14 protein-coding genes are annotated in these 12,780 nt (G+C 71.9%); 9 read left to right on the top strand and 5 right to left on the bottom strand.

Annotated features, from left to right (window positions below; genetic code table 11):
• Nucleotides 1–48 precede the first annotated feature (48 nt).
• From INTCA_RS14505 to INTCA_RS14495, 3 genes are all read right to left on the bottom strand, one after another.
• Nucleotides 49–1,032 carry a DUF559 domain-containing protein gene (locus INTCA_RS14505; protein WP_013493680.1) on the bottom strand — a complete coding sequence of 328 codons (984 nt, stop codon included), beginning with the start codon at nucleotides 1,030–1,032 and terminating at the stop codon, nucleotides 49–51.
• 171 nt (nucleotides 1,033–1,203) lie between these two features.
• Nucleotides 1,204–2,025, bottom strand: a complete 822-nt coding sequence (locus INTCA_RS14500) for an SGNH/GDSL hydrolase family protein (RefSeq protein WP_013493679.1) — start codon at nucleotides 2,023–2,025, stop codon at nucleotides 1,204–1,206.
• A complete protein-coding gene (locus tag INTCA_RS14495; RefSeq protein ID WP_013493678.1) occupies nucleotides 2,022–2,699 on the bottom strand; it encodes a uracil-DNA glycosylase in 678 nt (225 codons plus the stop codon). Before INTCA_RS14495 ends, INTCA_RS14500 begins: the two co-directional genes overlap by 4 nt.
• 42 nt (nucleotides 2,700–2,741) lie before the next feature.
• Between INTCA_RS14495 and INTCA_RS14490 the strand changes: the two genes are divergently transcribed.
• The 6 genes from INTCA_RS14490 to INTCA_RS14465 all read left to right on the top strand — a co-directional run bounded on the left by INTCA_RS14490 (nucleotide 2,742) and on the right by INTCA_RS14465 (nucleotide 8,169).
• The gene (locus tag INTCA_RS14490; RefSeq protein ID WP_013493677.1) at nucleotides 2,742–3,899 is read left to right on the top strand and encodes an N-acetylglucosamine-6-phosphate deacetylase; all 1,158 of its coding nucleotides are present in this window, start codon (nucleotides 2,742–2,744) and stop codon (nucleotides 3,897–3,899) included.
• 30 nt (nucleotides 3,900–3,929) lie between these two features.
• Nucleotides 3,930–4,595 carry an HAD family hydrolase gene (locus INTCA_RS14485; protein ID WP_013493676.1) on the top strand — a complete coding sequence of 222 codons (666 nt, stop codon included), beginning with the start codon at nucleotides 3,930–3,932 and terminating at the stop codon, nucleotides 4,593–4,595.
• A gap of 91 nt (nucleotides 4,596–4,686) precedes the next feature.
• Complete coding sequence (locus tag INTCA_RS14480) at nucleotides 4,687–6,048, top strand: pyridoxal phosphate-dependent decarboxylase family protein (RefSeq protein ID WP_013493675.1); 1,362 nt, start codon at nucleotides 4,687–4,689, stop codon at nucleotides 6,046–6,048.
• A 169-nt stretch (nucleotides 6,049–6,217) separates the two neighbouring features.
• Nucleotides 6,218–6,511, top strand: coding sequence for a nucleoid-associated protein NapA (locus INTCA_RS14475; RefSeq protein ID WP_013493674.1), 294 nt, complete (start codon nucleotides 6,218–6,220; stop codon nucleotides 6,509–6,511).
• Nucleotides 6,512–6,628: 117 nt separating this feature from the next.
• Complete coding sequence (locus INTCA_RS14470) at nucleotides 6,629–7,093, top strand: GNAT family N-acetyltransferase (protein WP_013493673.1); 465 nt, start codon at nucleotides 6,629–6,631, stop codon at nucleotides 7,091–7,093.
• Nucleotides 7,090–8,169, top strand: coding sequence for a P1 family peptidase (locus INTCA_RS14465; protein WP_013493672.1), 1,080 nt, complete (start codon nucleotides 7,090–7,092; stop codon nucleotides 8,167–8,169). The genes INTCA_RS14470 and INTCA_RS14465 overlap by 4 nt, the downstream gene beginning before the upstream one ends.
• A gap of 6 nt (nucleotides 8,170–8,175) precedes the next feature.
• Here INTCA_RS14465 and INTCA_RS14460 read toward each other — a convergent pair whose 3' ends face one another.
• Nucleotides 8,176–9,111: an MBL fold metallo-hydrolase gene (locus INTCA_RS14460; protein WP_013493671.1), complete on the bottom strand. Its 936-nt coding sequence runs from the start codon at nucleotides 9,109–9,111 to the stop codon at nucleotides 8,176–8,178.
• A 105-nt stretch (nucleotides 9,112–9,216) separates the two neighbouring features.
• Between INTCA_RS14460 and INTCA_RS14455 the strand changes: the two genes are divergently transcribed.
• The 3 genes from INTCA_RS14455 to groL all read left to right on the top strand — a co-directional run bounded on the left by INTCA_RS14455 (nucleotide 9,217) and on the right by groL (nucleotide 12,128).
• Nucleotides 9,217–9,726 (top strand): hypothetical protein, encoded by a 510-nt coding sequence (locus INTCA_RS14455; protein ID WP_013493670.1) that lies wholly within the window; start codon nucleotides 9,217–9,219, stop codon nucleotides 9,724–9,726.
• A gap of 19 nt (nucleotides 9,727–9,745) precedes the next feature.
• Entirely contained in the window at nucleotides 9,746–10,183 is a 438-nt protein-coding gene (locus INTCA_RS14450; RefSeq protein ID WP_013493669.1) for an HIT family protein, read from the top strand.
• A gap of 316 nt (nucleotides 10,184–10,499) precedes the next feature.
• Nucleotides 10,500–12,128: a chaperonin GroEL gene (gene groL / locus INTCA_RS14445; protein WP_013493668.1), complete on the top strand. Its 1,629-nt coding sequence runs from the start codon at nucleotides 10,500–10,502 to the stop codon at nucleotides 12,126–12,128.
• Between the two features lie 335 nt (nucleotides 12,129–12,463).
• On the opposite strand, the gene INTCA_RS14440 is transcribed toward groL, so the two are convergent.
• A complete protein-coding gene (locus tag INTCA_RS14440) occupies nucleotides 12,464–12,751 on the bottom strand; it encodes a WXG100 family type VII secretion target (protein WP_013493667.1) in 288 nt (95 codons plus the stop codon).
• Nucleotides 12,752–12,780 lie beyond the last annotated feature (29 nt).

Here is a 12,780-nt window from a genome sequence, read left to right as displayed (position 1 = left end):
TGTGGGACTGATGACGCACGTCCCGGGCGAGCCGGACCGGTGGCGTGCTCAGGCGACGGCTTCGACCGCGGGAAGGTGCGTCATCCGTCCCTGCAGGGCTGCGTCATCCGCTGACGGACGACGTCGGAGGTGGACCGCCCGGGTGATGACGCCGGCCACCCATTCGGGACGGAACATCACCTGCTCCCACGAGAACCTCAGCACCAGCCAGCCGCGGGCCACGAGCTCGTCATAGCGCTCGCAGTCACGGTTCAGTGCAGCGCGTCGGCCGTGGAACTCGAAGCTGTCGGCCTCGAGGACGATCTGCAGCTTCTCGCACGCGACGTCCACCTTGGCGGAGAAGTCGTCGTAGCGGATCCGATGCTGCGGCTCCCACGTGGTGTCGGGGACGCCGAGGGCGATGGCCCGCAGCACCGACTCGAAGGGGTTGTCAGCTCTGCCACTGGCGGCCCGGGCCACCGCCATCACCTTGGCCCGGTGGCGCGGTCCGAGCGAACCCGCTGCAGCCGTGACGCTGCTTCGTCGTAGGCCGCCTCGGAGAGCTGAGTCGAAGACGGAGAGCGCCTCGTCGAAGGGGAGGTCACGGCAGCAGTCGATGATCGTGCGTTCGCGAGAGGTCACCCACCCGTCCTCGAGCTCCGCATCGGCGCAGTCCCGCCGGTGGACCGTCGAGAGTCCCGCGACGCTCGGACGCACCTTGCGGCCCGTGGGGACGGTGACGTCGGGCAGGTCGGGCGACGCCTTGACCTTCCACCCCCAGTGGAGGGCCGCGCTGCGGTGGGAGACAGCTCCGGTCATCCGCGCCGCAACGACGCGTGCCTCGTCAGTGGTGGGCAGGGTGTACACGCCATGGCTCGACCGGACGACGAGACCGCTCGTCACGGCGGGCCCGATCAGCCGCCAGGGGACGGCGCGTCGCAGCTCGCGCCAGGAGCAGGTGCCACCGAGCGCCTGGACGGCCGAGACCACGTCGGTTGCGGTCAGGCCCCGGCGGGGAGTGGCCCGAGTCGGGGATGCGAGGGGGTGCTGCACGCCTTGAGACTGCCAAGGCGGGGAAGCTGTGGGAGCCGGTCATCCACAGGCATCGGGACAGATGACGCAGGTTCCCGGTCAGGTGCTCCTGGTTCGTGCGGAGCCGCTCCCGAGGGCGGCGGAAGGTGCGTCATCCGTCCCCGGAGCCGAGCCGGAGCCGAGCCGCAAGCCTCAGGGGAGCGGGCCCACCTCGGGACGCTTGGGCGACCGGGCGTCGCCGGATGACCGACCGGTGAGGCGACGGTGCACCCAGGGCCCGACGTACTCCTTCGCCCACTGGGCGTTGGCGTGCAGGGCCTCGCGGCGGGACAGCGGCGGCGCCGGGTCGAGCGGCGTCTCCCAGTCAGCGTCCGCCGGGGCGTGGCCGAGCGCCTGCAGCGCGGCCAGGGCCACCCGGCGGTGCCCCTCGCTCGTCATGTGGATCCGGTCCTCGGCCCACATCCGCCAGTCCCGGAGGGCGTGCAGCCCCCACTGGTCGATGACGTGCGCCCCCTGACGTCGGGCGATCGACCAGATGTTCGCCGTGTGGATCGCCGCCCGGGCGCGGGTCGCCTTGACGAGCGGGGCGTCGGCCGGGTCGACGGGCGTCGCCATGAGCACGTCGGCTCCGGTCGCACGGATGCGCGCGACGGCTGCCTCGAGCTCCGCCGCCAGGGCCTCGAGGTCGGCGCGTGGCCGGAGGATGTCGTTGCCGCCACCGACGATGCTGACGAGGTCCGGCTCCAGCGCCAGGGCCGAGTCCAGCTGCGGGCCGACGACGTCCGCGAGCTTGCGACCGCGCACGGCGAGGTTGGCGTAGCCGAACCCGAGACCCGCGTCCTGCGCCATCTCGGACAGGTGCGCGGCCAACCGGTCGGCCCACCCACCGAACTCGCCGTGCGACCCGTCGCCGACGAGCAGGGGGTCGTCGTCGCACATCCCCTCGGTGAACGAGTCGCCGATGGCCACGTAGCGGCTCCACAGGCGTCGGGTCGGTGCGGACGGCTCGGTCATGTCAGCTTCCAGTCGATCGGTGCGGCGCCCTGCTGGGCGAGGAGGTCGTTGGCCCGGCTGAACGGCCGGGACCCGAAGAAGCCCGACCGCGCCGACAGGGGTGACGGGTGGGCGCTCTCGATGCGCGGGACGGTCCCGAGCAGCGGCGCGAGGGACTGGGCCTGCCGCCCCCAGAGGATCGCGACCATCGGGCCCCCGCGCTGCACCAGCCCCGTGATCGCCTGCGCGGTCACCGTCTCCCAGCCCTTGCCCTGGTGGCTGCCGGACTGGCCGGGGCGCACGGTGAGGACCCGGTTGAGGAGCATGACGCCCCGCTCGAACCACGGGCTGAGGTCCCCGTCGGCCGGCGTCGGGAGCCCGAGGTCGGACCCCAGCTCCTGGTAGATGTTCTGGAGGGACCGCGGCACGGGCCGCACGTCCGGGGCGACGGAGAAGGAGAGACCCACCGGGTGTCCGGGCGTCGGGTAGGGATCCTGCCCCACGACGAGGACGCGGACGTCGTCGAGCGGGACGGTGAACGCCCGCAGGATCGCCGGTCCGGCGGGCAGGTAGCCGCGCCCGGCCGCGACCTCGGCCCGGAGGAAGTCCCCCAAGGACCGGATGGTGTCGGCCACCGGTTCGAGGACGGGCAGCCAGGTCGGGTGGACGAGCTCGGTCAGGGGGTGGGCGGGCACGGGCTCACGGTACCGAATGGCGACACGGCAGAATCGACCTCGATGACCACCACACTGCGCGGACCAGCCCTCATCGACGGTGCCGTCGTCACCGCCGAGATCGCCGTCGACGGGGACCGCATCGCCGCCGTCCGACCGATGGGCCCCACCGACCCGGCCACCCCGGGGAGCGAGCCGGTCCTGGGGACGATGTCAGCGGCATACGTCGACCTGCACTGCCACGGCGGCGGGGGGAGCGCGTTCACCGATCTCGACCCCGACGCGGCGGCCGCTGCCGCCCGGCACCACCACGCCCGCGGCTCGACGAGCCTGCTCGCGAGCCTCGTGACGATGTCGCCGGCCGACCTGCTGCGCGGCGTCGAGATCCTCGCCGACCTCGCGGACGACGGACTCGTCGACGGCATCCACCTCGAGGGCCCCTGGCTGTCGGCGGCCCGCTGCGGCGCCCACGACCCTCGACTGCTCCGCGACCCGGACCTCCACGAGGTCGACCGCCTGCTGACGGCCGCCCGAGGGCACGTCACCCAGGTGACCGTGGCCCCCGAGCGCGAGCGAGGCTTGGAGCTCGTGCGACACCTCCACCACTCGGGGGTCCACGTCGCGATCGGGCACACCACGGCGACGTATGCGCAGGTCGGGCAGGCTGTGGCGGCCGGCGCGGACCTCGCGACCCACCTCTTCAACGGGATGGACCCGTGGCACCACCGGACGCCGGGAGCGGTCCCGGCCCTCCTTCGTGCGGCCGTCCATGACGGGGTGACGCTCGAGCTGATCGCCGACGGCGTCCACCTCTCCGACGACACGGTTCGGTCGGTGGTCGACCTCGTCGGCCCGTCCCGCGTCGCGCTCGTCTCCGACGCCATGGCGGCCGCGGGCATCGGTGACGGTCCGTACGTCCTCGGGGGCCTGTCCGTCGTCGTCTCCGCCGGCACGGCCCGCCTCTCGAGCCGGCCGGGGGAGCCCGAGGGCTCCATCGCAGGGGGGACGAGCCACGTCGCCGACCTCGTCGCCCGCCAGGTCGGTGCCGGGATGTCCCTGCCGTATGCCGCTCAGCTCGCTACCAGCACGCCGGCCCGCCTGCTGGGGTTGGCTGACCGGGGGGCGCTGCGCGCCGGGGCCCGCGCGGACCTCGTCGTGCTCGACCCCGCGGCCCGCGTCACCCGGGTGATGCGGGCGGGTCGCTGGCTCCACGGTGTCTGAACGTCCCCGAAAGGCGCCTAGGGTAGATGGGTGACTGATTCCCTGAGGCCGCGCTGGCCCGTCGTGATCTTCGACCTCGACGGCACGCTCGCGGACACCGTGAACCTCATCGTCGAGTCCTACCAGTACGCCTTCCGTACGGTCATGGGCCGCGAGGAGGACCCCGACGTGATCCGGTCGTGGATCGGCCGCCCCCTGAGCAGCGCCTTCCGCGACCACGCGCCCGAGCACGCCGACCAGCTCTACGACACGTACCTCGGCTGGAACGCCGACAACACCGAGCGGCTCATCCGCAGCTACGAGGGCGCCCGCGAGGTGCTCGCGGCCCTGGGCGAGGCAGGGGCCAAGGTCGCCGTGGCGACGTCGAAGCGCCGCGAGTCCGCGCAGCAGGCGATGGACCTGCTGGGCCTCTCCCCGCACGTCGGCGCCCTCGTCGCGCTGGAGGACACCGAGATCCACAAGCCCGAGCCGGCCCCGCTCCTGCTCGCCCTCGAGCGGCTCGGCCAGTCCGACCCGTCCAAGGCCGCGTACGTGGGCGACGCCGTCGTCGACGTGCTGGCCGGCAAGGCCGCCGGGATGGCGACCATCGCGGTGACCTGGGGCGCCGGCGTGCGGGCCAACCTCGACAAGGTCCGACCCGACGGCGTCGCCACGACGACCGCCGAGCTGCGTGACCTCCTCCTGACCTCCGCCTGACCTCCGCCTGACCTCCGCCTGGGCGAGCGCCTGTCCGGGAGCGAGCCCAGCGGCATACGGCAGGGGTGCGGTGGGGCCCTAGAGTGCGTCCGTGCACAGCTTCGACAAGGACCCCGACCACATCGCGGTGGAGCAGGTCCTGCGCTACGCGCGGGAACGCCTCCTGATGGACCCGATCCCGCTCGACGGGCCGCAGACGGAGGACTACCTCCGCAGCGCGGCGGGCCAGACGATCACGGCGGCGGGCCTCGGAGCGACCCGCGCCATGGAGCTGTTCCAGCACACCCTGGCCCCGGCGTGCCTCTCCACCGACCACCCGAGGTACCTGTCCTTCATCCCGTGTGCACCGACCCGGGAGGCGGCCGCGTTCGACGTCGTCGTCGGCGCCTCCTCCGTCTACGGCGGCTCCTGGCTCGAGGGGGCCGGCGCCGTCTACGCGGAGAACCAGGCCCTCCGGTGGATCGCGGACCTCGCCGGTCTGCCCGAGGAGGCCGGTGGGGTCTTCGTCCCGGGAGGGACGGTCGGCAACCTGTCCGCCCTCGTCGTCGCCCGCCACACGGCCCGCAACCGCGCCGCGGAGGCGGGCACCGGCGCCCGCCCGTGGCGGATCGCCGCGACCGACAACGCCCACTCGTCCGTCGTCTCCATGGCCGCCGTCATGGACGCCGAGGTCTGCGGCGTCCACGTCGACGAGAAGCTGCGGATGACCGGGCCCGAGCTGCGGCGCACGCTCGAGGAGCACGGGCCCGAGACGTTCTTCGCCGTCGTGGCGACGAGCGGCACGACGAACTTCGGTGTCGTCGACGACCTCGAGTCCGTCGCCGACGTGTGCGAGGAGTTCGGGCTGTGGCTGCACGTCGACGGCGCCTACGGGGGAGCGGGTCTGGCGGCACCCTCGGTGCGCCACCTGTTCAACGGGATCGAGCGGGCCGACTCGTTCATCCTCGACCCGCACAAGTGGCTCTTCGCGCCGTTCGACTGCTGTGCCCTGCTCTACCGGAAGCCGGAGCTGGCCCGCCTCGCCCACACGCAGGAGGCCGGCTACCTCGACGTGCTCACCCAGGCCCCCGAGTGGAACCCCACCGACTACTCGATCGGGCTCACCCGCCGCGCCCGGGGGCTACCGCTCTGGTACTCGCTCGCGGTGCACGGGACCGACGCCTACGTCGAGGCCATCGAGGGGACCCTCGACGTCGTGCGGCATGCCGCGCGGGAGATCGGGCAGCGACCCCACCTCGAGCTCGTCCGGGAGCCGGACCTGTCCGTCGTCGTGTTCCGCCGGCTCGGCTGGGGGCCCGCGGACTACCAGGCGTGGACCGACCGGATGCTCGCGGCTGAGTTCGCCTTCGTCGTGCCGACGACCTTCCGCGGGGAGACGTTGACGCGGTTCGCCGTGGTCAACCCACACACGACGAAGGAGGACGTCACTGCGATCCTCGACACGATGGGGTGACGGCCGCGAGTAAATGACACTCGTGTGATTCACCGACTAAGGTGGGTAGTGGAGCCAACGCGATCGCGTTCACGGGATGGACAGCTTCCCGACTGGAAGTGCCTGACCGGGAGTCGCTACCGTTTCGCAGGACCAGCCGACAGTCGGCGCGACCCAAAGACTAGGGACCATGAGCACAGAACACGCCACGGAGCAGACGCACCACTCCGAGAGCGAGCTCAGTGACCGGGACCTCGAGATCCTGGCCTTCGAGCGACAGTGGTGGAAGTACGCCGGCTCCAAGGAGCAGGCCATCAAGGAGCTGTTCGACATGAGCTCCACGCGGTACTACCAGGTGCTCAACGCCCTGCTCGACCAGCCCGCCGCCCTCGACGCCGATCCCATGCTGATCAAGCGGCTGCGCCGGATGCGAGCGAGCCGGCAGCGGGCCCGCACGAGCCGTCGCCTCGGCTTCAACGCCTGACGGCTCCCACCACCTCGCATCGAGAGAGCAGTTCGTCCCCGTCGGTGGGTGGCAACGCTCGACTCGCCGCTGCGGGACGAACTGCTCTTTCGATGGGCGGCGTGGTTCACTTCAGCCATGGCCGACGTCGTGGTTCGCCGTGCGGCAGCCGATGACGCCTTCATCGTGGCGGCGCTGCACCTGCAGTTCGCGCGCGAGCTGGGGCTGCCGTCCGAGCCCGGGTACCTCGACCGGTTCGTCGACGCGTGGCTGGCCGAGCGACCAGACCGGCCGACGTGGATCGCCGAGGCCCGACGCGAGCACGCGGGCATCCTCGAGACGCGCCGGATCCGGGCGCTGCCGTGGCCGGGGCGCAAGGACGTCAGCTGGCTGCACGTCGGTGGTCTGTACGTCATCCCCGAGTGTCGCGACCTCGGGGTCGCGCGGGCCCTCACCGAGACGATGATCGAGTGGTCCCGCAGCACGGACGTGAAGTGGATCCGGGTCAACGCCCCGGATGAGAAGGAGCAGCAGTTCTACGAGCGGCTGGGCTTCGCCTCGCCGGGCCGGCTCATGGAGTTCGACCTGAGGGACCCGGAGTGACCGCGGACGTGACCGGCGGTCGACCGGGACCCACCAACTCGATCACGGACGTGGCCGGGGTCCTCGTCGGGCACTGCACCCGCGACGAACCAGGGTGGCTCACCGGGGTCACCGTCGTCGTCGCCCCGCCGGGAGGGGCCGCAGCCGGCGTCGACGTGCGCGGCGGCGGACCCGGCACCCGCGAGACGGACCTGCTCGACCCCCGCAACCTCGTGGACCGGGTCGATGCCATCGTGCTGGGAGGGGGCAGCGCCCCCGGACTGGCGGCCGTGGACGGCGTCGTGGAGGGGCTCTTCGACGACGGGCGGGGCTGGCCGATGCGCGAGCCGGGACAGGTCGTGCCGATCGTGCCGGCTGCGATCCTCTTCGACCTGGGTCGGGGCGGCGCGTGGCGCCACCACCCGCGGGCCGCGGACGGGCGCGCGGCCTATGCGGCAGCCGTCACGTCGGTCGCCCAGGGCTGCGTCGGGGCGGGCACCGGCGCCCGCGTCGGAGGGCTCAAGGGTGGGGTCGGCACCGCGAGCGTGGTCCTGCCGTCTGGGGTGACGGTCGGCGCCGTCGTCGCGCTCAACGCCGTCGGCTCCGCCGTCGACCCCACCACCGGCAGGCCGTATGCCGCTGGGCTCGGTCTCGCGGACGAGTTCGACCACGTCGGGGTGGGCAGTGCGGAGGAGCTGGCCGAGGCTCGCGCGCGGGCCGAGTCGCTGCCGGACCGCGCTGCCGGGATGCCCGCGATGGCGACGACGATCGGCGTCATCGCCACGGATGCTGCCCTGACCAAGGCCCAGTGCCAGAAGCTGGCGGGCGTCGGGCACGACGGTCTGGCGCGCGCGGTCAAGCCGGTCCACACGCTGTTCGACGGCGACACGCTCTTCGCGATGGCGACGGGGGAGCGGGGGCCGCTCGAGCCGATCGACCTGCTCGTCCTGATGGAGGCGGGCGCCGACTGCGTGGCCCGCGCGATCGTGCACGCCCTGCTGGCCGCGACCTCCGTGGACCGGGCTGGGGACGGTGGACTCACGATCCGCAGTTGGTCCGAGGCGTTTCCCTCGGCGCTCTCCCCGGCGCTGGGCTGACTCGGGTCAGGCCGGCATGGGTCCGGTGGGCAGGGGTCCGGTGGGCAGGGGGTTCGGAGCGCCGGCCGCACCTGCGGGACCGTCCGCGCCGTCGACAACGGCCTGCTCCCACCCGCGGCTGAACGCGGCCTCGAGCCGGTCCAGGGCGTAGGGCAGCCGCGGGTCCGGCTCGGCGAGGGCCGCGTCGAGCGACCAGCCCTCGTCGTGTCGCTCGCGGATGACCCGACCGACCATGGCGACGTCGTCGCGCTGTCGGCGGACGAACTCGGTGTCGACCGGAGTCCCGTGGCCCGGCACGACGACGCTGCTGAGGTCCAGCCACCCGAGGTGCTCGCCCAGCGTGTCGGCCCACTCGAGCGGCCACGAGTCGGCGCCGAAGGCCGGGGGTGCCGACTCCTCGACGAGGTCGCCGAGGAACATCGCGCCGGCGTCGTCGACGTGGACGCTGATGTCTCCGTCGGTGTGGCCGCGGCCGGCCCAGCTCATCGTCACGGCCCGGTCGCCGAGGTCGATGGTGGCGCTGTGCTCGAACGTCCGGTCGGGGGGCCGAACGGCCGTCGCGCACACCTCGACGACGTCGCGGGAGGTGTAGCCGGCCTGGGGGTGGTCGCCGGGGTCGGCGCGGAACAGGTTCTTGATGCGCGCCGCGTCGCCCTCGACCGACCGGGCGACGTTGGCGTGGGCGTGCACCGTGGCCGCCGTGAAGGCCCCGTTGCCGAACGTGTGGTCGAAGTGCACGTGGGTGTTGACGACGTGGCGCACCTCGATGTCGGAGCCGAGGCGGCGGATGTCGTCGAGGACCCCGAAGCCCTGGAGCAGGCTCGCTCTCGTGTCGACGACGACCGCGCCGTCACGCCCCAGGATGAGCCCGACGTTGACATCCCACTGTGGATAACGCGCGACGAACACCCGGTCTGCGACCTCGCGGAACCCCGAGCCCATCACCGCGACCTCCTCGCGTCGTCACCCCAATGTCCGGTGCCCGTCACCGTATCGGGACCGCGGCAAATGCGCACCAGGTGCCCGTTTCGTCTACCTTGTTGTGTCATGCGTGCCCAGATGAGAGCCCGGGAGCGAGCCGTCCGACGGCGCCGCCACGCGGTCGTCGCGGCCGGTTCGGCGGTCGTCGCGCTGCTCGGGGGGCTGGCCCTGTGGTGGCCCGACGACAGCCAGTGGCGCGACCAGCCGCTGTCCTCCGGCCTGATCCCGACGACGGTCGGCTCCGAGTGGACGCAGGCGCCCCTGACCGACGACTGGCGGACCGTGGCGGGTCCGGGCGGCTCCACACCGGCCGCGACGACCACCACGAGCGCCGGCACGTCCGCCACGTCGAGCGGCGCACCGACGTCTGAGCCGGAGCCGACGGTCGCCCCGACCGATTCGCCGGCGACGAGCCCGACCCCGACCCCGACCGCCTCGCCTCCGGCGACCACGACGGCCAAGTCGACCGGTCCGAACAAGCCGCCCAACACCAACCGGCCCACCAAGCCGCCCAAGCCGGAGACCTCCGCTGCCGCGACGGAGTGCGCGGTGGAGCTCTTCGGGGTCTGTCTCTGAGCCGTGGCACGCTGGCGGCATGGCTTGCACGTTCTGCGCGATCGTCACCGGCGACGTCCCGGCCGACCTCGTCCTCGACGAGGCTGACTTCGTCGGCTTCCTCGACCGTCGGCCCGTCTTCAAGGGACACGTCCTGCTCGTGCCCAGGACTCACGTCGCCACCCTGCTCGAGCTGCCGGACGGCCTCGCTGCCGGCCTGACCCGGGCCGCGCAGCGTCTCGCGGCGGCCGCCGTGGACGGGCTGGGCGCCCAGGGCACGTTCGTCGCCATGAACAACGTCGTCAGCCAGTCCGTCCCGCACCTGCACGTCCATGTCGTGCCGCGGACGAAGGGCGACGGGCTGCGCGGGTTCTTCTGGCCGCGGACGGCGTATGCGAGCGACGACGAGGCAGCTGCGTATGCCGCCCGGCTGGCCGCTGCCCTCCCTGATGGCGCCCCGACGGCTGGTTCGACGTGATCGCCCCTGGGCAGGCACCGATCTGTCAGGTGGAGTGAACCAAGGGTCCCCAAGGTTTGCACTCGCACCCCGAGAGTGCCAATAATGGCGTTAGCACTCTCCCCTGGGGAGTGACAGAAATGGGCCGCACCACGAGGGGCCGTCCTCCCAGCGACGTGAGCTGAGGGCGCCGGCCTCGTCCGTCGCGGGCGTCGTGCGGGCCACCAACCAACGTATCGACTGACACAGGGCGTGAGGATCGACCGAGCTCCAGCGAGGGAGACCCGGAGCGCCCGTCGCGCCAGTCGTAGCAACTCGTGTGGGAGGAACCACCCGAATGGCCAAGATCATTGCGTTTGACGAAGAGGCGCGTCGCGGCCTCGAGCGCGGCATGAACATCCTTGCCGACGCCGTCCGCGTCACGCTGGGCCCGAAGGGCCGCAACGTCGTCCTGGAGAAGAAGTGGGGCGCGCCCACCATCACCAACGACGGCGTTTCGATCGCCAAGGAGATCGAGCTCGACGACCCGTACGAGAAGATCGGCGCCGAGCTCGTCAAGGAAGTTGCCAAGAAGACCGACGACGTCGCCGGTGACGGCACGACGACAGCGACCGTGCTCGCCCAGGCCATGGTGAAGGAAGGCCTGCGCAACGTGGCCGCCGGCGCCAACCCGATGGCCCTCAAGCGCGGTATCGAGAAGGCCGTCGAGGCCGTCTCGGAGGCCCTCCTGGCCGCCGCCACGGAGGTCACGACCAAGGAGCAGATCGCCTCCACCGCGTCCATCTCGGCCGCGGACGAGGAGATCGGTGCGCTCATCGCCGAGGCGATGGACAAGGTCGGCAAGGAAGGCGTCATCACCGTCGAGGACTCCAACACCATGGGCCTCGAGCTGGAGATGACCGAGGGGATGCGCTTCGACAAGGGCTACATCTCGGCCTACTTCGTGACCGACACCGAGCGCATGGAGACCGTCCTCGACGACGCCTACGTCCTCGTCGCGAACTCCAAGATCGGCTCGGTCAAGGACCTGCTGCCGCTCCTCGAGAAGGTCATGCAGTCCGGCAAGCCGCTGCTCATCATCGCCGAGGACGTCGAGGGCGAGGCCCTTGCGACGCTCGTCGTGAACAAGATCCGTGGCACGTTCAAGTCCGTGGCCGTCAAGGCCCCGGGCTTCGGTGACCGCCGCAAGGCCATGCTCACCGACATCGCCATCCTCACGGGCGGCCAGGTCATCTCCGAGGAGGTCGGTCTCAAGCTCGAGAACGCCACCCTCGACCTGCTCGGCAAGGCGCGCAAGGTCGTCGTGACGAAGGACGAGACGACCATCGTCGAGGACGCCGAGGACCGTTCCGCGATCGAGGGCCGGATCGCCCAGATCAAGGCCGAGATCGAGAAGTCGGACTCCGACTACGACCGCGAGAAGCTCCAGGAGCGTCTCGCCAAGCTCGCCGGCGGCGTCGCCGTCATCAAGGCGGGCGCGGCGACCGAGGTCGAGCTCAAGGAGCGCAAGCACCGCATCGAGGACGCGGTGCGCAACGCCAAGGCCGCCGTCGAGGAGGGCATCGTCGCCGGTGGTGGCGTGGCGCTCATCCAGGCCGCCAAGGCCGTCGACTCCCTCGACCTCGAGGGTGACGAGGCGACGGGCGCCAACATCGTCCGCGTCGCCGCCGAGGCCCCGCTCAAGCAGATCGCGATCAACGCCGGTCTCGAGGGTGGCGTCGTGGCCGAGAAGGTCCGCAACATCGAGCCCGGTCACGGCCTCAACGCTGCGACCGGCGAGTACGGCGACCTGATGGCCGCCGGCATCATCGACCCGGTCAAGGTGACGCGCTCGGCGCTGCAGAACGCGGCGTCCATCGCGGCGCTGTTCCTCACGACCGAGGCCGTCATCGCCGACAAGCCGGAGAAGGCGTCCGCTGGTGCGGGCGCCCCGGACATGGGCGACATGGGCGGCATGGGCTTCTGAGCCTGGCCTGACCATCACCGGCGAGTGCCGGACGCGCGACCTGTCGCGCGTCCGGCACTCGCTTCTTGTCGCCCTCTTGCTGGTCGCGGCAACCTGTGGACAAGACGTAGCAAACGGTGGAGGTGGCGGGGAGATCGCGTGGCGCGGCCGTGGAGGACGGCTCGACCTCGAGCCGCTGCCCGAGACCTCCTTCGTGCTGCGCCTGCCCCGTGAGAGCGGGTTCGAGATGACGAGCGACGCCCAGTAGTCGATCGTCACCCCGGAAACCGTGGGGCTCGACCCGGCCCAGGGGCAGTGGATGTCATGGCCGGGTCGAGCGGTCCGGGGGGGAGCGGTCAGGAGAACATCGCCCGGGTCGCGGTCTCGTGCTGCTCGTAGGCGCTCGAGGCCTTGGCGGTCAGGGTGCTGATCTCGCCGAGCGTGGTGTTGATCTTCTGCTGCATCTGGTTGTAGCGCTCCATCACGTCGTCGAACTGCTTGCGCGCCGGGCCCTCCCACGCCCCGCCGAGCGAGCCGAGCCGGCCGCGCAGGGCCGTGGTGGCGGACTGGATGTCGTCCGAGAGACGCTGGATGTCGACGGAGGCGACGCGGATCGCCTCGGTGTCGACGACGGACCTGGCCATGGTGGTTCTCCTTCGTTCGGCTGGTCAGC

Source organism: Intrasporangium calvum DSM 43043, assembly GCF_000184685.1.
Lineage (GTDB): Bacteria > Actinomycetota > Actinomycetes > Actinomycetales > Dermatophilaceae > Intrasporangium > Intrasporangium calvum.
The sequence above is the reverse complement of the archived record's forward strand: the minus strand, read 5'-3'. Positions and strand labels throughout refer to the sequence as shown.